This window comes from Bradyrhizobium sp. USDA 4454 (assembly GCF_054822705.1).
Map to the genome: position 1 here is coordinate 6,826,260 of NZ_JBTRCN010000001.1, position 21,011 is coordinate 6,847,270.

Annotated in this window: 19 protein-coding genes; 4 read left to right on the forward strand and 15 right to left on the reverse strand. The window is 64.7% G+C overall.

Annotation, left to right across the window (positions count from 1 at the left end; translation table 11 throughout):
* Nucleotides 1-13: 13 nt before the first annotated feature.
* The 5 genes from ACVIW0_RS31750 to ACVIW0_RS31770 form a co-directional block, all read right to left on the reverse strand.
* Nucleotides 14-148, reverse strand: a complete 135-nt coding sequence (locus ACVIW0_RS31750; protein WP_461355942.1) for a hypothetical protein — start codon at nt 146-148, stop codon at nt 14-16.
* 60 nt (nt 149-208) lie between these two features.
* Nucleotides 209-829 (reverse strand): peptidoglycan recognition protein family protein, encoded by a 621-nt coding sequence (locus tag ACVIW0_RS31755; RefSeq protein ID WP_461355943.1) that lies wholly within the window; start codon nt 827-829, stop codon nt 209-211.
* Nucleotides 830-863: 34 nt separating this feature from the next.
* Nucleotides 864-2,078, reverse strand: coding sequence for a GGDEF domain-containing protein (locus ACVIW0_RS31760; RefSeq protein WP_461355944.1), 1,215 nt, complete (start codon nt 2,076-2,078; stop codon nt 864-866).
* Nucleotides 2,079-2,782: 704 nt separating this feature from the next.
* On the reverse strand, nt 2,783-3,394 hold the full coding sequence (locus ACVIW0_RS31765) for a LysE family translocator (RefSeq protein WP_461355945.1): 612 nt from the start codon (nt 3,392-3,394) through the stop codon (nt 2,783-2,785).
* Nucleotides 3,395-3,524: 130 nt separating this feature from the next.
* Complete coding sequence (locus ACVIW0_RS31770; protein WP_461355946.1) at nt 3,525-3,926, reverse strand: response regulator; 402 nt, start codon at nt 3,924-3,926, stop codon at nt 3,525-3,527.
* A 157-nt stretch (nt 3,927-4,083) separates the two neighbouring features.
* Between ACVIW0_RS31770 and ACVIW0_RS31775 the strand changes: the two genes are divergently transcribed.
* A complete protein-coding gene (locus ACVIW0_RS31775; protein WP_461355947.1) occupies nt 4,084-4,938 on the forward strand; it encodes an SDR family NAD(P)-dependent oxidoreductase in 855 nt (284 codons plus the stop codon).
* Nucleotides 4,939-5,465: 527 nt separating this feature from the next.
* Here ACVIW0_RS31775 and ACVIW0_RS31780 read toward each other — a convergent pair.
* The 5 genes from ACVIW0_RS31780 to ACVIW0_RS31800 form a co-directional block, all read right to left on the reverse strand.
* On the reverse strand, nt 5,466-6,329 hold the full coding sequence (locus ACVIW0_RS31780) for an FRG domain-containing protein (protein ID WP_461355948.1): 864 nt from the start codon (nt 6,327-6,329) through the stop codon (nt 5,466-5,468).
* A gap of 521 nt (nt 6,330-6,850) precedes the next feature.
* Complete coding sequence (locus ACVIW0_RS31785; protein ID WP_461355949.1) at nt 6,851-7,069, reverse strand: hypothetical protein; 219 nt, start codon at nt 7,067-7,069, stop codon at nt 6,851-6,853.
* A gap of 401 nt (nt 7,070-7,470) precedes the next feature.
* Nucleotides 7,471-8,277, reverse strand: coding sequence for a lytic murein transglycosylase (locus ACVIW0_RS31790; protein WP_461355950.1), 807 nt, complete (start codon nt 8,275-8,277; stop codon nt 7,471-7,473).
* Nucleotides 8,278-8,355: 78 nt separating this feature from the next.
* Nucleotides 8,356-8,658, reverse strand: coding sequence for a hypothetical protein (locus ACVIW0_RS31795; protein ID WP_461355951.1), 303 nt, complete (start codon nt 8,656-8,658; stop codon nt 8,356-8,358).
* 306 nt (nt 8,659-8,964) lie between these two features.
* Nucleotides 8,965-9,375, reverse strand: coding sequence for an ester cyclase (locus ACVIW0_RS31800; RefSeq protein ID WP_461355952.1), 411 nt, complete (start codon nt 9,373-9,375; stop codon nt 8,965-8,967).
* 390 nt (nt 9,376-9,765) lie between these two features.
* Between ACVIW0_RS31800 and ACVIW0_RS31805 the strand changes: the two genes are divergently transcribed.
* On the forward strand, nt 9,766-12,585 hold the full coding sequence (locus tag ACVIW0_RS31805) for a CHAT domain-containing protein (RefSeq protein WP_461355953.1): 2,820 nt from the start codon (nt 9,766-9,768) through the stop codon (nt 12,583-12,585).
* A 159-nt stretch (nt 12,586-12,744) separates the two neighbouring features.
* A complete protein-coding gene (locus ACVIW0_RS31810) occupies nt 12,745-12,981 on the forward strand; it encodes a hypothetical protein (protein WP_021077386.1) in 237 nt (78 codons plus the stop codon).
* Nucleotides 12,982-13,545: 564 nt separating this feature from the next.
* Here ACVIW0_RS31810 and rpoD read toward each other — a convergent pair.
* Both rpoD and dnaG read right to left on the reverse strand, forming a co-directional pair.
* Nucleotides 13,546-15,678: an RNA polymerase sigma factor RpoD gene (rpoD, locus tag ACVIW0_RS31815; protein ID WP_461355954.1), complete on the reverse strand. Its 2,133-nt coding sequence runs from the start codon at nt 15,676-15,678 to the stop codon at nt 13,546-13,548.
* Nucleotides 15,679-15,932: 254 nt separating this feature from the next.
* Nucleotides 15,933-17,939, reverse strand: coding sequence for a DNA primase (dnaG, locus tag ACVIW0_RS31820; RefSeq protein WP_461355955.1), 2,007 nt, complete (start codon nt 17,937-17,939; stop codon nt 15,933-15,935).
* 199 nt (nt 17,940-18,138) lie between these two features.
* Between dnaG and ACVIW0_RS31825 the strand changes: the two genes are divergently transcribed.
* On the forward strand, nt 18,139-18,693 hold the full coding sequence (locus ACVIW0_RS31825; RefSeq protein WP_461355956.1) for a chlorite dismutase family protein: 555 nt from the start codon (nt 18,139-18,141) through the stop codon (nt 18,691-18,693).
* 5 nt (nt 18,694-18,698) lie between these two features.
* Here the strand turns inward: ACVIW0_RS31825 and ACVIW0_RS31830 are convergent, their stop codons facing one another.
* From ACVIW0_RS31830 to ACVIW0_RS31840, 3 genes are all read right to left on the reverse strand, one after another.
* Nucleotides 18,699-19,097: a gamma-glutamylcyclotransferase family protein gene (locus tag ACVIW0_RS31830; protein WP_461357485.1), complete on the reverse strand. Its 399-nt coding sequence runs from the start codon at nt 19,095-19,097 to the stop codon at nt 18,699-18,701.
* A 108-nt stretch (nt 19,098-19,205) separates the two neighbouring features.
* Nucleotides 19,206-20,018: a transglutaminase-like domain-containing protein gene (locus ACVIW0_RS31835; protein WP_461355957.1), complete on the reverse strand. Its 813-nt coding sequence runs from the start codon at nt 20,016-20,018 to the stop codon at nt 19,206-19,208.
* A gap of 1 nt (nt 20,019) precedes the next feature.
* Nucleotides 20,020-20,922 (reverse strand): transglutaminase family protein, encoded by a 903-nt coding sequence (locus ACVIW0_RS31840; RefSeq protein WP_461355958.1) that lies wholly within the window; start codon nt 20,920-20,922, stop codon nt 20,020-20,022.
* Nucleotides 20,923-21,011 lie beyond the last annotated feature (89 nt).

The window sequence follows — 21,011 nt, forward strand, 5'->3', positions numbered from 1 at the left end:
GCACTACGAGCATCTAAGCCGCAGGCGAGCCGCCGTGTCGAGGAAACAGCCTCGGCGCAGCCTCAGGAAGCAACCCGAAGGCCTGGAGCAGGCCGTAGACCAGTACGGCCAGAATGATGAGACCGATCATGCGATTGAGTTTGAACATCGGGTCTCGCAACTCCTCGTTGGCAGGCATCATGTTGAAGCCGCTGGAACGGTACGCACCCTACTCGCCCCACTCGCGCGCCATGGTCGCCAGCGCACAGCCCTCGCAGTAGCGGGCATCCTTGAAGTCGATCCAGTTGTGCGCATAGACGTGCTCCAGCGGAATGCCGTAGCGGGCGCGCAGCACACGCACCAGCACCCGCCAGGCGGCGATCTGCGCGTCGGTCGGGCCTTTGGTGACATCGGGATAATTGCCGGCGAACTCGACGCCGATCGAGCTATCCTTGTTGACCTGATGATAGGTCTTGCCGTTGTCGATGTATTTGTTGTCGTTGCGATCGGCGCCGTCGGTGTGGGTCGGCACCAGATTGTCGGCGACCGCCCAATAGACCGTACCGTCGGTCTCGACCCAGACCATGACGCCGCGCCTGGTCGGGTTCTTGTGCTGCTCTTGCGCGCCGTAGCGTGCCGAGCCGGCCGGCCCCTCGGTCTGGTGCACGATGATGTCGCGCCAGGGATGCGCTTGGGCGACGTCGCCCCAGGGCGACAGCCAGACCATCTTCAGGCCGGGAATCTCGGGGGTCCCCTGCGATCGCGCGATGACAGCGAGATCGGGGGTTTCGGCCAGGGCGGCGGAGGAGATCACGAGCGCAAAGAGCGCGCCGAGCAAGCGAGGCATCATCACGGAATTCCAGTGTCGCCCCTCGTTAGCACGCTCAGGCGCGCTTGCGCAGGGTGGCCTCCAGCGCGTCGACCATCTCCGGCGGCAGCTTCGGCTCATAGGCCGCGTAGCCGTTCTTGCCGCCCTTCTTGGCGTCGTACAGCGCGTGGTCGGCGGCCGCGATCAGGCGGTCGGGATGCATGCCGATCTCGCGGGTCCATTGCGCGACACCGATCGAAACCGCGATCGGGATGTCCTTGCCGGTGCACTGCTCGGCATCGGCGCGGCAGACCTCCAGCACGCGGCGCGCGATCATCGCGCCCTCGCGCAGCGTCGAGGACGGCAGCACGATACAGAACTCGTCGCCGCCGGTGCGGGCCAGCATGTCGCCCGGGCGGAGCCTAGTCTGCGCCATCAGCGTGAAATGCTGCAGGCAGGCGTCGCCCGCGGCGTGGCCGTGGGTGTCGTTGATGCCCTTGAAGCCGTCGAGGTCGATTACCAAGAGCGCGAACGCCTCGCCGTTGCGGTCGGAGCGCGCGCATTCCTCGGTCAGCCGCTGCACCAGATGGCGGCGGTTGCCGACGCCGGTGAGATCGTCGAGCAGCGCGAGGTCGGCGACCTCGTTGCGCAGCCGGTCGATCGCCATCAGCAGGAAGCCGAAATTGAGTGCCATCGACAGGAACACCATCAGCAGGATCACCAGCGATTGGCTGGCATTGAAGCGGACGAAGGAGAATTCGCCGGGCTGCAGCAGGGCGCCGACCAGGCGCAGCGCATAGACGCCGATCAGCATCGAGGCGACGATGCCAGCGAGCCGCGCGCCGGGGCTGACCCGGCCGTTCTCGGGCGACAGCAACAGCTTCAGCGTCAATGCCAGCGGCGTGACCTGGGCGATGGTGTAGACCAGGATGCGTATCGGCATGCTGTCATAGGCAAAGATGAAGACGCCGAGGCCGACGAAGGCGAGCCCGACGGATAGCGCGGTGCTGCGCCAGCGCACGGGCTTGTCGTAGAACCGCTCGATGCCCATCGCGGCGAGGCCGGCGGCAAACACCATCAGCGTCCCGCCCGCAAGTAGCGGCACGAGCGAGTCCGTCACCGTGACGCGGAGCATCGCGCAGGCGGCGCCGGCGGAGGCTGTGAAGGCAGATGCGGTCCAGAACCGGGCCGCGCCGAAGGCAGGATAGCTGCGCGCGACATAGGCCCAGATCAGGCCGAGCGCGAGAAAATTGATAATGAATACCGTCCAAAGCGTCGGAACGCTCAACATCGCCCCTGTCCGAGACCGGTATCGGCCTCGCCTCTTCTGAAATAGCCTTTCGCGCGCCCTAGGGCGTTTCCCAATGACAATCCGCGTTGCCTTGCGGACAGGATGCGGCCGCGCCGCTTAACGGACCGTCACCCGCGAGGCGTCGATCCGCACCGTGGTTTTGAATTGATGAAGAAGTCCGCATCCGCCGTTTGCGCAACGTTAAGCATGCCGGATGCGACCACGCCGCGCGCACGACCCGCGCATGCGTGCGAAAAAACCGGCAAAAACACGTAACAGCTGTGGATAACACGATGACGGCGTCGTGACAGCACGCGGCAGCCGCCTCCGAATCTGCTGAGTTTGATACTGAGGATGTTGCGAGGCTGGCCCTCCGCCAAGCATGCCTCGGAGTCGCGTTCAATCCATGAAACCTTGAGAGGATACTATGGCTAAGAAAGCGAAGAAGGCGAAGAAGGCGAAGGCGAAAAAGGCGACGAAGAAGAAGGCCGCCAAGAAGTAGCGAATTCCAGCCCGGGTAGCGGCTCCTGCCCTGCCCGGGCACCCGGACCGGGACGACCGGCTAGAGCAACGCCAGCCCCGGATTTGATCAACCGCAAATATTCATCCTTACATCGATTGGACCCTGGCGGACGGGACGCAAGGCAGCAGGCGCAAGGCCTGCTTTTTTATTGCCTCGATGGGGGCGCCGCGCGACCGCGGCGTCAGCGCTCCGCGAAGGCGAGCTTGGCGCCGAGCACGGCAAAGCCCGTGGCAAAGCTGCGCCGCAGCCAGGCCATCACCTTGGGCCGAGTGATGACGCGGTCGCGCACCGAGGCCGCGAACAGCCCGTAGACCGCGAACACCGCAAACGTCATCGCCATGAAAACACAGCTGAGCTCGACCATCCGCGTCAGCGGGTGCGGCTCGTCGACCGCGATGAACTGCGGCAGGAAGGCCAGGAAGAAGATCGACAGCTTCGGATTGAGGATGTTGATCAGGATCGCGGTCACGATCACCCGCCCGCTCGAGCGCGGCTTGATCTCGGTATCGACGGCGAGCGCGCCGCGCTCGCGCAGCGCCTGCCAGGCCATGTAGAGCAGGTAGACCACGCCGCCCCATTTCAGCGCCGCGAACGCCATGGCGCTGGTATGCAGGATGGCGGCGAGGCCGAGCATCGCCGCGATCATCTGCGGCACGATCCCGAGCGTGCAGCCGAACGCCGCCGCCACGCTGGCGCGCGAGCCCCGGGTCATCGCCACCGCCAGGGTATAGAGCACGCCGGTGCCGGGCGAGGCGACCACGATCAGGGTGGTCAGCAGGAAGGACCAGGTCATGTCAAATCCTCGGACCGACCACACGCGGTCGGCCGTCGGAATTATCACGATGGCCGCGCGAGCGGAAGCAGCCCGCTTCCATCCGCGGTTCGCCCGCGCCGGCAGCTCCGCTACGAACGCCGTCGCCTTGTCAGGATCGACGCGACCCGCTGCCCGATATCTCCGTCGCCTTGGTCTCGGCGAGGCGGATCACGTCAAGCGGCGCCCAGGGCTTGGACCAGAACATCGCGCCGTCGGGCAGGCGCTGCCGCAGCGGCCTGCCCGAGGTGACGACCACATCGAGATCGGGTTTGTATTTCTTCGCCGCATAGGCGAGCTCGATGCCGGTCATGCGTCCGGCCAGTTCGACGTCCGTCATCATCAGCACGACATTGTCGCCGCTGCCCTGCAGCACCAGCTCGGCGGCCTCGGCGCTCTCGCACGAGATCACGTCGAACTCGCTCTCCTCCAACAGGAGGCTGATCATCTCGCGCTGCATCGGATCGTCCTCGACGACCAGGGCCTTCGCACGATAGGGCTTTGACTGTCCCACGGTAGGCCTCCCTTGGTTTGAAGCTTCGGTTCGAGCACCTAACAAATGTTGAATGCCTAAAATGGCTGGATGTTCAGTTCCAATTTGAGAAAAGTGAGGAAACCGCCATGTTCCCGCCTCGCAACCGCACCCCTTGTTCAGATGGAGCCGACCCGACATGACCGCGATTTCTGGATCCACCGCCGCCGTGACCGGAGCCGCCAGCGGCATCGGCCGTGCACTCGCGCTTGAACTGGCGCTGCGCGGTTGCGACCTGGCGCTTGCCGATCGCGACGAGGCCGGCCTGCAGGCCACCGCCACCGAGATCGCCAAGGTGAGCTCCCGTAAGGTCACGGTGCATCGGCTCGACGTCAGCGAGCCCGAAGAGATCGCCGCGTTCGCACGAGCCGCCGGCGCCGCGCACTCCGCGCTCAACATCGTCGTCAACAATGCCGGCGTCGCGCTGCTCGGCCAGTTCGACGAGATCGAGCAGGCGCAGATGGAGTGGCTGTTCAACATCAATTTCTGGGGCGTGGTGCACGGCACCCGCGCCTTCCTGCCGCTGCTGGCACGGCAGCGCGAGGCGCATATCGTCAACGTCTCCTCGATCTTCGGCATCATCGCCCCGCCCGGCCAGAGCGCCTATTGCGCGGCCAAGTTCGCGGTGCGCGGCTTCTCGGAAAGCCTGCGCCACGAGCTTGCGGCGGCGAACAGCCCGATCAAGCTCTCCGTGGTGCATCCCGGCGGCGTCGCGACCAACATCGCGCGCAACTCGCGCACCGGGGCCGGGGTCACCGACAATGCCCGCCGCGTCCAGTCGATCGAGCGTTTCGAGGCGCTGGCCAAGACCACGCCGACCGCTGCCGCGCAGCGCATCATCACCGGCATCGAGAAGAACCAGCCGCGCATCCTGATCGGCAACGACGCCCGCTTCATGGACCTGCTGCAACGCTTCCGCCCCGGCACCTATTGGAAGGTGCTGCAACGGCAGATCGAAAAAGCGACGGCGAAGGTGGCGGGGGATGCGAAATAGGACGTCTCGTCGCGTCGCGACACCGCGTCTGTTGACCCGTCATCCTCGCGCAAAGGCTTCGCCTTTGTCGCTGGAGGAGCCGCGGAGCGGCGTCTCGAAGGATGCACGGCCACAGCCGGGCCGTCGACCCTTCGAGACGACCGCGTTGCGGCCTCCTCAGGGTGACGGTGAGAAATTGTAGCTAACAGCCTCCCCACGCCGTCGTCCTGGCGACGGCCGGGACCTATAACCACCGCGTTCGATTGAGAGTGCGATAGCGGCCCCAGCGTCGCACAACGGCAAGCGATTGGGGTAATGGGTCCTGGATTTCGCCAGGACGACACTGAATACATTCACATTCTCTCAGGGCGACGGAAGCGGAGCGCGCTCCCTCCAACTGTCGTCCCGGCTAAGGCCGGGACCGATAACCAAAGCAGGCCATTGTGGCGCAATGCTGGGGCTACAGCGCGCTTCAACAACGCAACCCTGTGGTTATGGGTCCCGGGTCAAGCCCGGGACCACACCGCGTATGTGATGCGATCAGTGCCTCACCCGCCCAACTGCCTCTTCACCCCGATTGCCAGCCGAAACAGCGGATCGCTCTTCTCCAACGGATACAGCGCACTTCGCGCTACCAGCGGGAAATTGTCGTTCTTCCAGAACGAGGCCGGCGCGAACGCGAACTTGGCGACCAGACGGCGGCCGAAATCCATCTCGTAGGGGAAATAGTTTTCCCGCTCGTCGGTGCCGGATATCTCAGGGTACTCGCCGAGCAGATAGCCCTCCTGGATATGCGGCCGCACCGCCGCCGGCGGGCACACGCTGGCGAGCCGCACGATCTGCAACCCGGCCTCGGCGCTCGCGGTGATCGCGCCGCTCAGATTCGGCACGCCGAGCACATAGAGGAAGGCGGTGCCGGTCTCCGCCAGCGAAGCAAAGGAGGCGGCGATCCGGATCGAATGGGTGACGTCGAGCAGCGGCGTGGTGCAGACCTCGTAATGCTGCAGGATCGACCAGCGCAGGATGCGATGCCGCTTCAACCGCTCCAGCCCGAGCAGTTTTGCCTTGGCGTAGTCGGCAATCAGGATCTGCTCGGCGCGGCGCAGGGTCTCGAACCGCAACACCAGCGATTGGCGGTCCGGATTGCCGCGACCGCCGCGGAACAGCGTCGGCTTCAGCGACGAGTTGTTCTTGATATTGCGGTGATCCGCGCCCTGGCCGCGAAACAGCAGCACATGGTCGCGGTTGAGGAATTGCAGCTCGGCGATCTTGGTGGCGAGCTCGAGATAGGAGCCGACGCGATGCCCCGGCCCCCTCCCGCACCGCCGAATTCCTCGCGACCTGGCATCCGCCGCGGTCGAAGAACGACCAGATCTTCTGGCTGCCGATGGTTTCCATTGATCGCCCTGCACTCTCGACGCATCACTGCCTGCGCGCGATGTGGCCGGATGTAAAGAGGGCGCCGCTCAATGGCGCGGCGTTTTCGACAGGAGCGATCTTGCCGGTGTCAGCGTTGAGGCCGGCCGATCGACGGGGTCACCGATAATACCGATAGGGCGGTTCAAAAACGTATGTCGAGCCGTAGCGGTACGGCAGAGGATCATAGCCGATCAAATATGCTGATCTTAGTCGGTAGTGCCTGTATCGGACGGTGTGGACGGGCCTGCGCCAGGTGCTGCATACGCACCTCTGACGTGAGCTCAGATCGGAAACCTCACTGCGCTGCGACTTCAGTTGATATGCGGACGCCGAGGCAGGAAGAATGCACAGTGCGCCTAAAGCGAAAGTCGCCAGCAACCGAACCATGATCAAAAGACCTTTTTGCCAAGCAGCCTTGTCAGGAGCCCGCCGGGGTAACAGCCGTAAGACGGGCAAGTTCCAATCCGGCTGGGCAACGGCCCGGTCTGGGCGGCGGGCCGGAGGCCACCTTGCGCTAGGGATGCAGAAGCCAAAGCAGACGCTGGCGGTCCTGCTCTCGGTCGAATTGATTTTTTCGCATCGCTTCGAGCTCGGCTTCAATCTTGGCAGTGTTTTGGTTCAGCCGCTTCAATTCAACCAGCAGCGCCTCGTGCTCCGCCAGCCGCCTTTCCCCTTCGACCACGTCGAGTTCGATCTGCCTCAGCTCGTCCATGATCGCGTCTTTGTACATCATCCTTCCACGCCGGTGGGACTCGTGCCTTGTGCTGCGCCCCTTTCGCGCTCTCCAACGGTTGGACGACGTCGCCGTTCCTGGCGATATCGAACAGTGCGCAGCCTTCCGGGAAAATCCGGCAATCGAAGGAACGGCGGAGGAGGCGATCAGGTTGTTGCGCGTCCGGTGCCGTCCATCACGGCGCTGGAGACGACCAAAGTGGAGACTTGACCTCAGCGCGCCCCCTCTCGCTGAGGTCATTTTTCGGGAACTGGTGGCAATCCCGGCCGTTGGATGTTTTCTGTAGGTGAGAGGGACGACGTCGGCCCAGGGCGTCCCCGGGCGCTGGGGCCGCTGCGTTGGCCCAGGCGCCGGCCAGTTTTCCGGATGGCGATGGTGGGGCCGACTTCGCCTGCACTCGCTCACCGCCCCACGAGCTGATCGGCGAAATACCCGATGGTCTTGCGATAGATCACCGCCCTGTTCCACTCGCGCATCGCCTCGAAATTGGCGCTGCCTTCGCCGTAGGGCGCGCCCATCTTGAAGCCGTTCGCGTGCAGCAGGTTCGCGGTCGAGGCCAGCACGTCGGGCACCGAGTGGCGCAGATCGACATGGCCGTCGCCGTCGAAATCGACGCCATACTTGATGTAGGACGAAGGCAGGAATTGGGTCTGGCCGATCTCGCCGGCATAGGCGCCGATCATGTCGTTGAGCCTGAGGTCGCCGCGCTGCAGGATCTTGAGCGCGGCGAGCAACTCGCCCTGGAACAGATCGGTGCGACGGCAATCATGCGCCAGCGTGGCAAGCACGCGGAACACCGGCAGCTTGCCCATGTCGCCCTTGCCGAAATCAGTCTCCAGCCCCCAGATCGCGACCAGAATCTGGCGCGGCACGCCGTATTGCTGCTCGATCTTCGAGAGCAGCGCGGCGTGACGCTGCAACATCGCGCGGCCGCCATTGATGCGCCCGGAGCCGACGCGGGTTGCGACATACTGCTCGAAGGTCTTGTTGAAGGTGTAGCGCTGCCGCCGGTCGAAGGCGAGCACCCCGCCATCCTGCTGCACCCCGCCAAGCGCCTGCGAGATCACGTCCTGCTGGATGCCGGCCGCGGCCGCCTCCTGCGAGAACGACTGCACGAAGGCCGGAAAACTGCCGCCGCAGCGGGCGGCGTGTGAAGGGGTGGCAAGCAGCAAGGCGCAAAGCAGGACCACGGTGCGAATATGAAACATATGGCGAGAATCCTCACGAAGGTGACATATCATAGCTCAGGTAGCAGCTTCGCATTGGCCCTTCGATACACCAACCCCCTACGGAGCTAACTTGCCGCCCAACGTCAAATAGCTAAGTGGCCAACCCATTCCACAGATCAACGCTATTGCGGAAATGCCAACTGCGATATTGCGGGCAAGCCGCCAGCGCCGATAAGAAGTCCAAGCCAACTCTGCCCCTTCATGGCTTTCCTTAGAGTGACCAATCAGCTTATTCCTCTCCCGATCTGCTTCGTCGGCTATCGTTCTTGGAGAAGAAATTATCGCGGGAATTTTCGCAATTGCTCGATTCAGCTCTTCTCGATTGTGCGCGTCAGCAAAATGCTGAGCGCGCCAGCTCATGCTCATTGACTCGCAAAAGATGCTGAGACCGGCGGCCGCAACTCCAAGCAAAAAAAGCCAAAGAGAAGGCAGAAGTATATGGATTGCATCATTGCGATCAGGTGCGAACCAAGTTCTTTGACATCGGAATTGTCGACCTGAACCATCGGAGCGTCAATATTGCTAGGCTCAAGAATTCGCTAGCTAAGCGATAATATATCGGAGCCGCCGATTCGACAGGGCCAGTCATGTACGAGCGACGACGGTCGTTGCTCGCGGCATGAACGGCGAAGGACAGCTAGCTGCGAGCTCGACAAGCGTCCGACCTTACTTCTTGAGCTGGCGCTCCAGATCGACAAAGTCGATCTCCGCCCAGCGCTCGGAGATCTTGCCGTCGCGGATCCGCCAGAACGTCATGCCGCGAAACTCGACGTGACGGCCGGTCGGCGCGATGCCGCGCCACCGGCTGCGGTGGCGGCCGCGCCAGACGAAGCGGCCCGCGACGATGTCCCGCTCGGCGACCAGGCATTCGGCCACGGCCGACAGCTCGGCGAATGTCTCGTGCATGGCGGCCGCATGCGCGATCACCTCTTCGGCGCTCATCCGCTTGCCCACTGCGTGGTCGAAGAAGTCGGACGCCAGCTGCACGCGGATCGCATCGGGATCGAGACGGTTGGTCACGGCGTCGTAATGCGCGAGCACCAGCGCCTTGTTGGCGTCGAGGGAGACGTTGAACATCGATCGGCTTCTCGAAAAAAGAAAGTTGCAAAACAGGAGGGATGCGCCTCATACGCGAATCGGGCGCGATGGCGCAAGTGACGATGGTCAGAAATCCGTCGTATTTCGATCGCCGCGCGCTTGCGCGGGGTGCCCGCCGCCGCTGCCGGTACCATCATCCGAAGCAACGGCGTCGCTGGCATACAACCGACCAGGCGAAGCGGCGGGTGAACGCGGACGTCGCCGGCCGCGACCAAGATGAACGGGTCGCCGGCCGGTTTCGCGGCGATCGCGCAGCCTGCCGCGTCGTGCTCGGGTAAATCGGCGCAGCTAATCGGTGGCTGCGCCGACCGGGCGGCTTCCGCGGGCAATGCGCCCAGAGTCGCGCACCATGATGGGGATACGCTGCGGATGAAAACAGCCGGACATTTCACACGCCCGCGCGCGGCCGCCGCGGCGATCAGCCTGATGCTTGCGTTCGGCGCCGCTGTAACCGGACCGATCGAGAGCGCCACGGCGCAGGACGCACGCGCCAAACCGCCGCCGGCGCAACCTGCCGCCAGCGCGCAGGCAATCGCCGCGCAGATGAAGAACGCCATCGCGCTGACGCGCAGCGGCAAGGTCGATGCCGGCTATGCCCAGCTCACGACCGCGCTCGACGCCGCGGACAGGCTCGACGACGCGCAGTTCGTCATGGAGCAATATTTCAACGCGACCGCAACGCTGCGCGCGGTCAAGCGCGACGATCTCGCCGAAAAGCTGTTCGTGCGCGCGTTCCAGGGCAAGGCATCCGCGCAATCGCCGCCCGGCAATGCCGACCTGCGCCTGATGTACGCCATCCTGCTGTCCGACCACGCCCGGATCGCCGAAGCCGTCCCGCTCTACATGAAGGCGATCGCGGCCTTCAACGCCACTTGGGGCGAAGGCTCCGAGGAATCGCTGATCGCCAGCGACAAGCTCGCGGTCGCGCTGTCGACCAACGGCTCGGCGGCGTCGGCGACCAATCTGGGCCGGCACAATTTCGAGCGCTCGGAGAAGGCGCTGGGACCCGACCATCGCACCACCGCAAAGCTCGCCAACAATTACGCCGACATGCTGCGCGAGATCGGCGCGCCGGCGAAGGCGCTGGAGCTCGATCTGTTCGCGATCGAGAAGCGCGTCAAGCGTTACGGCGAGAACCATCTCAACACGCTGGTGACGGTCAACAGCGCCGGGCAGGACTTCCTCAACCTCAGCCGCTTCGACGACGCCCGCCGCTATTTCCGCCGCCACCGCGCGATCGCGGTCGCAATGGCGCCGAAGGATCCGAGCTTCGCCGGACAGGCCGACGCCTGGCTGTTCTACACCGACATGCTCGCCGCCGGCGACGCCGCGATGTCACAGGCCGACCTGGCACGGCTGGAGGCGATCACAGCCAATGAGGAAAATTTTGCGGATTTCCTGCGCATCAAGGCTGCGGTGCTCGCCGCCGGCCAGCGCGAGCGGCGCGGCGAGCCGGACGCGGGCATGCGGCTGCGCCAGACGGCGCTGGCGATTTCGACCAAGGCTTTCACCGCGCAGCATCCGCTCAGCTTCGAGATCAAGCTCGGCATCGCGACGGCCCTGATCGCCGCCGATCCGAACCGCGCGGTGCGCGCGTTCACCGCGCTCGATCGCGAGATGTTCGATTGGATGAAGCGCGAGGTCGGCACCGCGGGCGATCGCGCCGTCGCGGAGGCGATCCGCGCCCATGCCGACCATCTCCTGTTCGCATTCGGCCGCTTCGCCACCGGCGCGGGCTCCTCGGTGGCGCAGCCGGCCTTTGCCGCCGCCGTGCTGCGCTGGAAGACGCTCAGTGGCGGCGACGCCACGGCGCTGCGCCAGCTCGAGACGCAGATGGCCGGCAAGGACGAGGAGACCGCGACGCTGCTGCGCGCGGCGCTGCGGCTCAACGGCGAGAAGCAGGAGCTGTTCTCGTCGGGCAATATCGACGACTGGGCGCGGTCGGTGTGGGAACGGCAGGACGCGGCCGAGACGGCGCTCAACAAGCGGCTCGATGCGATCGGCGTCAGGCTGCCGCAAGACCCGATCCGGCCCGCGCAGATGCTCGGACCGCAGGAGGCCGTGGTCAACTACTTCATCACCCGGCAGTGGAAGGCGAACCGGCAGGCGACGGAGCCGCTGGCTGCGACCGTGCTCTACGCCATCGTCGAGACCGCAACGAGCGAGCCGCGCGTGGTCGATCTCGGCGATCCCGGCCGCATGGTCGACACCGGCGTGCGCACCGAGATCGCGCGGCTGCGCACGACGCGGGCCGGCGTGCCTGATGCCGACGCCAAGGCAGTCGACAACAGGAGCCTCGACAGCAGGGGCCGCTTCCGGACTCTGCGCGCGCGGCTGCTCGCGCCGCTGGAGCCGCTGCTGAAGGACAAGACCACGCTCTATGTGGTGCCGGATGGTTTCCTGTTTGCCGTGCCTTTCTCGCTGCTGCCGGGCGCCGATGGCGGCCTGCTGGAGGACAGATTCACGATCCGGATGCTGACCAGCCCCGACGCGCTGATCGCGATCCATGCGCGCGAGACGCTCGATCGGCAGGGCGCGATGCTGCTCGCCGGCGACATCGAATACGGCGTGCCTGGGCCGATGCCGCTGCCCGGCACCAAGACCGAGATCGAGGCGATCGCCAGGCTCGCCCGTGCGCGCGGCGCGCCGGTCGAACTGCTGACCGGGAGCGGCGTCGGCGAAGTCGCGCTGCGCCAGGCGATCGGCAAGGCCCGCATCGCGCATCTGGCAACCCACGGCTTCTATCACGACAGCACGGCGTCCGGGCTCGATACGCTGTGGCAGAGCGGCATCGTGCTGTCCGGCGCCGGCGACAGCCGCTGGCCGCTGCGCGACGACAAGGACGGCTATCTCTATGCCTTCGAGGTGATGGACTGGGATCTGTCCGGGCTCGATCTCCTGGTGCTGTCGGCCTGCGAGACCGGCCGCGGCGACGAGAGTTTTGTCAGCGGCCTGCGCGGCCTGCCGACTGCGCTCGGCATCGCCGGCGTGCGCCGCGCGCTGCTCACATTGTGGCCGGTGGCCGACGAAGGCACCGCGAACTTCACCGTGCGCTTCTACGAGCACCTCGCGGAAGGCCTGACCTATTCCGACGCGCTGCGCCAGACCCGGCGCGACGCCCGCGACGGCAAGATCGCCGGCGCGAGCGACCCAAGCGTGTGGGCGGCGTTCGTGCTATTCGAGGGCTGAGGTCGTCATCAAATTTACATGTACGGACGGGCGCTGGGAGCGTATGCCGGCCGAACTGGGCCCCCCGTTGCGCAAGGGTTTCGGCACGCAGGGCAGACCGGCGCGCGTGCGCGGCCGATTTGCTTTGACAGCGGCGCGCTGATCGAGGACAAGCCGCGCATGCCGAAAAAACCCGGGACCAATCCCAAAGGCGAATTCGCCTTCTTCAACGTCTTCTATGAAGACGGCTCGCAGCGCTCCAACCGCCGCGTGCCCTCGGAACTCCTGGGCGGGCTCGACGGCGACGAGCCGGTGCGCGCCTTCCTGCGCGACCAGGACCGCGAGATCGCCGAAAAAGGCGGCCGCCCGCCGCTCGAGATCAAGAGCATCGAGCGGGTCGGGGCAAAGAAGAAGTAGAGTGTTGGTCGCTACATCCGACAAGCGGATTCGCTGAACTTCCTGTCTCCGCACTCAGCTTCTGAGCAAGCGGCACCCCTCTCCCCGCCCCTCCCCCGCAAGGGTAGGGCAATCGCATATGATCCTTCGGCGGCCGCGGAGGTAACTTGGCCTCGTGGTTCGAGACGCGCCGCAAGCGGCGCTCCTCACCATGAGGGTCTACTATTGCGCAGCAAAACAAGCCGTCATCCTGAGGAGCCCGCCAGAGGCGGGCGTCTCGAAGGATGGCCGAAGGGACGCTCCTCGCCAGATTATTCCCAAACGCGATAGCCTTACCCGCAAGGGGGGAGGGAGCCCTTCCGTCGGTGCGCCCCTCACTCGCTGTCAATTTTCCCGCTTTGCAAGATGCCGAAACGCATCGTGCGATGTGATGTGAGCACGCTCCTCAGGCTCCCTCCCCCCTTGCGGGGGAGGGTGGGGAGAGGGGTGGCCACGGGCGCTGGCGCGTGAATTATGAACCGGACTGGCCAAACGAAAACGGCGGGCCTTGGCCCGCCGTTCTGTTTCGATGGATATCGGATCGACCTAGTTGTCGAGGAACGACCGCAGTTTGCGCGACCTCGACGGGTGCTTCAGCTTGCGCAGCGCCTTGGCTTCGATCTGGCGGATGCGCTCTCTCGTGACCGAGAATTGCTGGCCGACCTCTTCCAGCGTGTGGTCGGTATTCATGCCGATGCCGAAGCGCATGCGCAGCACGCGCTCCTCGCGCGGGGTGAGCGAGGCCAGCACGCGGGTCGTGGTCTCGCGCAAATTGGACTGGATCGCCGCATCGATCGGCAGGATCGCGTTCTTGTCCTCGATGAAATCGCCGAGATGCGAATCCTCTTCGTCACCCACCGGGGTCTCGAGCGACAGCGGCTCCTTGGCGATTTTGAGGACCTTGCGGACCTTCTCCAAGGGCATGCCGAGCTTCTCGGCGAGTTCTTCCGGGGTCGGCTCGCGGCCGATCTCGTTCAGCATCTGGCGCGAGGTACGGACGATCTTGTTGATCGTCTCGATCATGTGCACGGGGATGCGGATGGTGCGGGCCTGGTCGGCGATCGAACGGGTGATCGCCTGCCGGATCCACCAGGTGGCGTAGGTCGAGAACTTGTAGCCGCGGCGATACTCGAACTTATCGACCGCCTTCATCAGGCCGATATTGCCTTCCTGGATCAGGTCGAGGAACTGGAGGCCGCGGTTGGTGTACTTCTTGGCGATCGAGATCACGAGACGGAGGTTGGCTTCCACCATCTCCTTCTTGGCCTGACGGGCCTCGCGCTCGCCCTTCTGCACGCCGTGCACGATCTTGCGGAATTCGCCGATCTCGAGCCCGGTGAGCGCCGCCAGCGACTGGATCTCGTGGCGCAGATCCTTGATGCGGTCCTTCTCGTGATGGACGAAGTTCTTCCAGCCCTTGGCCGAGAGCTTGGAGACGCGGTTGAGCCAGCGGGGGTCAAGTTCGGACCCCTGATAGTTACGCAAAAAGTCCTCGCGCGCGACGCCGTGGCTGTCGCCGAGGCGCAGCAGGCGGCCCTCGAACGAGACCAGCTTCTTGTTGATGTCGTAGAGCTGCTCGACCAGCGAATCGATGCGGGCCTGGTTGAGGCGCAGCGACTTCACCTCGACGATGATCTCGTCCTTCAGCTTCTTGTACTTGCGCTCCTGCGAGGGCGACAGCGACTCGCTCTGCAGCTGGTTGGCGATGTCCTGCTCCTGCAGGCGGCGCAGCTTCTTGTACTCGGACGCGATCTTGTCGAAGGTCTCGACCACCTTCGGCTTCAGCTCGGCCTCGATGGCGGCGAGCGACATCTGGTTCTCGAACTCGTCGTCGTCCATGTCGCCTTCGGCGGCGGCCTCGGCGGGATCCTTCTCCTCGGTGCCGGCTTCGTCACCGGCGGGCGCCGCGCGGAACGGGGTCGGCGACGGCGGCGCGGCGGGCGGCGCGACGTGCGCCGGCGCGGTTGCGTCAGCGCCGTTGCCATTGGCTTCAGCGGCAGCGCCGTCACCAGCATTGTTGCCGATCAGGTTCGGATTGATGCCGCCCTTCGACTCCGGGCCGGCATAGGTGGCTTCGAGATCGATGATGTCGCGGAGGAAGATCTTGCCTTCGTTGAGCTCGTCGCGCCAAATGATGATGGCCTGGAAGGTCAGCGGGCTTTCGCACAGCCCCGCGATCATCGCCTCGCGGCCGGCCTCGATGCGCTTGGCGATCGCGATTTCGCCCTCGCGCGACAGCAGCTCGACGGTGCCCATCTCGCGCAGATACATGCGCACGGGATCGTCGGTGCGTTCGCCGGGCTCCGACTTCTTGACCTCGGTGACGGCCTTCTGCGTGACCTCGACGAGTTCGTTGTCGGTCTCGTCGTCGCCGTCGTCCTTCTCGTCCTCGCCTTCGCTATCGTCAGCCTCGGTGACGTTGATGCCCATGTCTGACAGCATCGACATGATGTCTTCGATCTGTTCGGGCGAGGTCGTGTCGGAGGGCAGCACTTCGTTGAGCTGATCGAAGGTCACGAAGCCGCGCTTCTTGGCCTGCTTGATCATCTTCTTCACCGCGGCATCCGACAGGTCGAGCAACGGCGACGGCGCGTCAGCGGAATCCTTCTCAGGAGCATCCGCTGCCTTGTCGTCTTTTTCCTTGTCCTTAACCTGCAGCGTCTTTGCCTTGGTGGCCATTCACTAAGCTCCCGAAACGCGGTCATGCAGAATGGCGCCGCGCACGCACATCCGCACGAAATCTAGATTTACTCTCTCGACGCACAAAGGGCGGCGCTCAAATTTCGCCACCCCTGTCATCCGTCTCGATGGTTTCCAATCTTGAATAGCCGCGAGGCTATTAAGTTTCGCTTAACCCTGTTTTTGCAGCCAAACCATGGATTTGGCGAGTCTTTTTGCGGGTGCGGCCGGCGCCGTCCGCAGCATTTTTGTTATCAGACATTACGCTGGAACCGGCCCGACAATTCGCCGAACCCTTCAATCAGGGCTTCGGTGCCGTCGGCTTCTGCCATCCGGGCCTGGATATCCTGCAACCATGCCAGATTGGCCTCGCTGGAGTCTTCAGCCAAAGCCGCTTCCGCATCTTTTCTTTCCCTAAGTAAGGCGTGGGTTTTCTGATGCAAGGCAACCAGTTGACGCCAGGTCGATAAAACATCCTCGCGCGCCGCGCCAATCTGCGCGCCCCACACCGCCTGGGTTGTGATCGCCCGCTCAACCCTTTGAAGAATCTGGGATAATCCGCTTGCTTCGAGATCGGCCCGCATCTTCTCGGCCTGCTCCTCGGCGTCCGGGGAGTGGTGATGATCGTGGGCAAAGGCCGCGATAATGGCGGCCCTGAGCTTGTGGGCCTCGGGATGGGCGAGCTCCAGCGCCGCCACCTCCTCGAGATGGTCATGCAGCAGCCAGGGGTGGTTGATCAGCGATTGCAGGATCAGCGCCTCGCGGCGGGAGATCGCGCTGCGCTGGCCGCGCATGATCGGGCTGTTGGCGAGCTGGGGGCTCGCGGCCTGATAGGGCCCACGGGAAAGGACCGGTGCGGCCCCTTTGGCCGCAAACCGCCCGCCCTGGGCCGGGCCACGGGGCGCAAATGCGCGGGGTGATTCGCGGCCGCGACCGCTGCCGAAATTGCCCCGGCCGTAGCCGCCGCGGCCGTAACCGCCACGACCGCCTTCCGGGGCGAAGCTGCGTTGCAGCCGCTCCTGCAGGTCCTGCCGGTAATAGCGCCGCACCACCTCGTCGCGGATGCCATTGGTGAGCTCGCCGATCCTCGCCTCCAGCGCAGCACGGCGCTCCGGCGTGTCGAAATTGCCGCCCTCGATCTCGCGCGACCAGATCATGTCGGCGAGCGGACGCGCGACCGAGATCACCTCCTCGATCGCGGCACGGCCGCCGGAGCGGGCGAGATCGTCGGGGTCCTGCCCCTCCGGCAGCAGCGCGATGCGCAGGCTTTTGCCGGGCTTGAGCTGCGGCAGAGCAAGGTCCGCAGCACGATACGCCGCCTTCTGGCCGGCACGATCGCCGTCGAAGCAGAGGATCGGCTCGTCGACCATCTTCCAGAGCAGCGCGAGCTGATTTTCGGTCAGCGCAGTGCCGAGCGGCGCGACGGCGCCGGGAAAGCCCGACGTCACCATCGCGATGACGTCGACATAGCCTTCGACGACGATCAGCTGCGCGCCGTCATGCGCGGCCTGGCGCGCGGTGAACAGATTGTAGAGATTGTCGCCCTTGTGAAACAGCGTGGTTTCCGGCGAGTTCAGGTACTTGGCCGGAACGTCCTTCTCGAGCGCGCGGCCGCCGAACGCGATGACGCGGCCACGGCCGTCCGTGATCGGAAACATGACGCGGTCGCGGAAGCGATCGAACGGCACCGGCTTGTCCTCGCCGGACACCAGAAGCCCGGCCTCGACCATATCCTCGGTGGAAATGCCCTGCGCACCGAGATGCTCCTTCAGCGCAAAGCGATCCGGCGGCGCGTAGCCCATCCGGAACTGGAGCTGGGTCGCCGGCGAGATGCTGCGGTCGGCGAGATAGCCGCGCGCCTTGGCGCCGTGGCGCGAGGCCAGCGTGTCGGCGAAGAACTTGGTCGCCAGTTCCATGACGTCGTACAGGGTGCGGCGATGCTGTTCGTGCCGCGCCGCATCGGGCGTCACGGCCGGCAGCGGAACACCCGCCATCGCGGCGAGGCGTTCCACCGCCTCGGGAAACGTGACGCCCTCGGTCTTCATCAGGAAGTCGAAGATGTTGCCGTTCAGCCCGGACGAGAAGTCGAACCAGGCCTGCTTCTGGTCGTTGACGAAGAACGACGGCGTCTTCTCCTGCTGGAATGGCGACAGCCCCTTCCACTCCCGCCCGGCCTTCTTCAGCTTGACGCGTCGGCCCACGACTTCCGAGACCGGAAGCCGGGCGCGCAGCTCATCGAGGAATTCGGGCGTGAAACGCATGGGTCGGTTTTAACGCGGTATCCGGTGAGTCGCAGGTCAACCGGCTAGCCATATAGGGCCATCCGCCCATTGGACGAAGAATGTAGGATTTTTCCGACCTATTCACAGGCCCTGGCGCCCGCCGGGCTACCCCGGATTCCTCGGTGGAGAGAGGTTTCAGCCACCTTGCCCCTTCCTCGGTTCCGGGATTGGATGGGCCATGTTCACGACATTCAGAGGCGGGCAAAGCGGCGGCTGGCAAGTCAACTCGATCGCGCGGGTGAAGGGCGAGACGCTGCCGAAGGTCGCGGCGTTGTCGGTGGTGACCAGCGAGGCGATCGCTCTGCCGCTGTTGCCGGCGCAGACCTCCTGGCGGCTCGCCGGCGTCGTCAGCAATCTGCGCTACACCGAGAAGGAAGAGCGCGAGAAGCTCGCCGCAGTGCAGGCCGGGCTCGGCCGCAGCGAGGCGACGCACGCGGCGCTGATCCCGATCCGGAAATCCGCGGCGTGGTGGGAGCTGACGCAGGAAGAGCGGCGCAAGATCTTCGAGGACAAGTCGCACCACATCTCAGGCACAATGAAATTCCTCCCCGCCATCGCCCGCCAGCTGTTTCACGCCCGCGACCTCGGCATGCCGTTCGACTTCCTGACCTGGTTCGAGTTCGCACCCGATCATATCAGCCTGTTCGACGAACTGGTCGGCATGCTGCGCGCGACCGAGGAATGGAGCTTTGTCGAGCGCGAGGTCGACATCCGCGTCGAGCGGGAAATCTGAAGCGGTCAGCGCTCCAGGAATTTTCCCGACGCGATCCGCGGCAGCTCGGTGACCGGCCAGTTGTAGAGATAGGTCCACGCCTCGCGCACGCTGCCGTCGGCGTGCGTGACAGGCAGCATCTCGCGGAGATATTCGGTCGGCGGCGGAAAGCCGTCGCCGCAGGCCTCATACATGTCGAATTCGCGCAGCATGGCCTCAGGCTCGCGCAGGCGGAACAATTCACCCTGCACGATGTCGGCGGAATCGTCCGACAGAACCAGGCCGGGATAATGCTTCACCAGATAAAGCCGGCCGCGGCACTGCGCTGATCCAAGGAATTCGGCATTGCCCGCAAGCAGCTTCGCCATCGGATGGTCGAAGCCGCGCATCAGCGTGCCGTAGACGAAGAGAAGATCGGAGGTCATGGGTTCAGCTGTCATTCCGGGATGGTCCGAAGGACCAGAGCCGGAATCTCGAGATTCCGGGTTGGATGCTGCGCATCGCCCCGGAATGACAGAAAATCCCGGGAGGCGCTAGGCCGCCACCACCTCTTCGGTCACCACCACGAACTTCGCCAGCGTCATGCGGCCAAAGCTCGTGGTCAGGGCGACGTCGGCGGCGTCGCGGCCGGTCGCCATCAGGATGCGACCGATCCGCGGCACATTGTGGCGGGCATCGAAGGTGTACCACTGGCCCGACAGGTAGACCTCGAACCAGCCGGAAAAATCCATCGGCGCGGGATCCGGCGGCACACCGATGTCGCCGAGATAGCCGGTGCAGTAGCGCGCCGGGATGCCCATGCAGCGGCAGAGAGTCAGCGCCAGATGCGCGAAGTCACGGCAGACGCCGGCCCGGCTTTCATAGACGTCATGCGCCGACTTCATGTGATGGGCGTGCTGGTAGCCGAACGTCACATGGTGGTGCACGAAATCGGTGATCGCCTGGACCCGCGCCCAGCCCGGCGGCGTGTTGCCGAACAGCGACCAGGCGATGTCGGTCAGCTTGTCGGTCTCGCAATAGCGGCTCGGCATCAGATAGAGCAGCATGTCGTCGGGCAATTGCTCGATCGGAATCTGCTGCGCCGCCGGATTGACGACATCAGGCAATCCGGAATCGCGCACCAGCGCGCTGCCGCGGAAGGTGACGCCACCGGCCGGCGCGACCAGACGGCCGCAGACATTGCCGAAGCCGTCGCGATAAAGCCCGATCGGAACATCCGGCTCGGTCGAGATGCGCTCAGTGCCGACGATGTCGGCATAGCGCGACGGATGGATCGACAGCATGATCACCATCGGGGTCGGCTGCGCCGCCGTGTAGGTGATCTCGAAGCCGACCTTGATCTGCATGTCAGGCGGTCTCCTGCTCCGTCACGCTCTCGCCGACCGAGACAACCTTGATGTCGACGTCCATCGCCAGGAACGCATCCGCGGCCCCGAGATAGACGCCATGCAGCGGGATCGCCTGGCGCGGATCGCGCGCGACCGCGACGCGGATCAGATCGCGGGTGCCGACGATGCCGTTGGTGGGATCGAACTCGATCCAGCCCGCGCTCGGCAGATAGACCTGCACCCAGGCGTGGGTCGAGCCGCCGCCGACATAGCCATGCGCGCTGCCGGGGGGCATCGCGAGATAGCCGGAGACGAAGCGCGCGGCGATGCCGAGCCGGCGCAGCGCCTCGATCATGAACAGCGCATAGTCGCGGCAGGTGCCGGACTTCGTGCGCAGCGTGTCGAGCGGATGCTGGGTGCCCTGCTCGTAACGCTTGCGATAGCTGAACGCCTCGCGAATGCCATGGGTCATGTCGCTGAGAATCTTGAAAGTCAACGTCGGCGCCTCGACATCGAGGAAGCTCCGCGCCCAGGCCGACAGCTCACCGTTCGGGTCGCCATATTGCGGCGTGATGAACTGCTGCAGATCGGGGAATTCCTCATCGTCGTAGAGGAACGGATAGAAGTACGCAGGGTCGTCCGGCGTCAGCGCGAACGTATCCGCCGGATTGTGCTCGACCGTCGCGGTGGAGACAAAGGACAGCGTGTCGGCACGCTCGTCGAAGGATGCGATCGCCACGCTGTTGCCGAACACGTCGTGGATCCAGCGCAGCGACATCGGCTGCGGATCGATCACAAGCGCGCTGTCGAGCACGCGCAGATCATGGCCGTCGCGGGGGCGCAGCATGATGCGGTGTTCGCCGAACGCCACCGGACGCGTGTAGCGATAAACGGTCTTGTGATGGATAGTCAGGAGCGGCATCTTCAAACAATCATCGTGATTCCGGTCAGTATAATCTATAGAGAAAGCTGCTCGATTCCAGACCAGCATGCCGCTTGAATAGGCAAAGT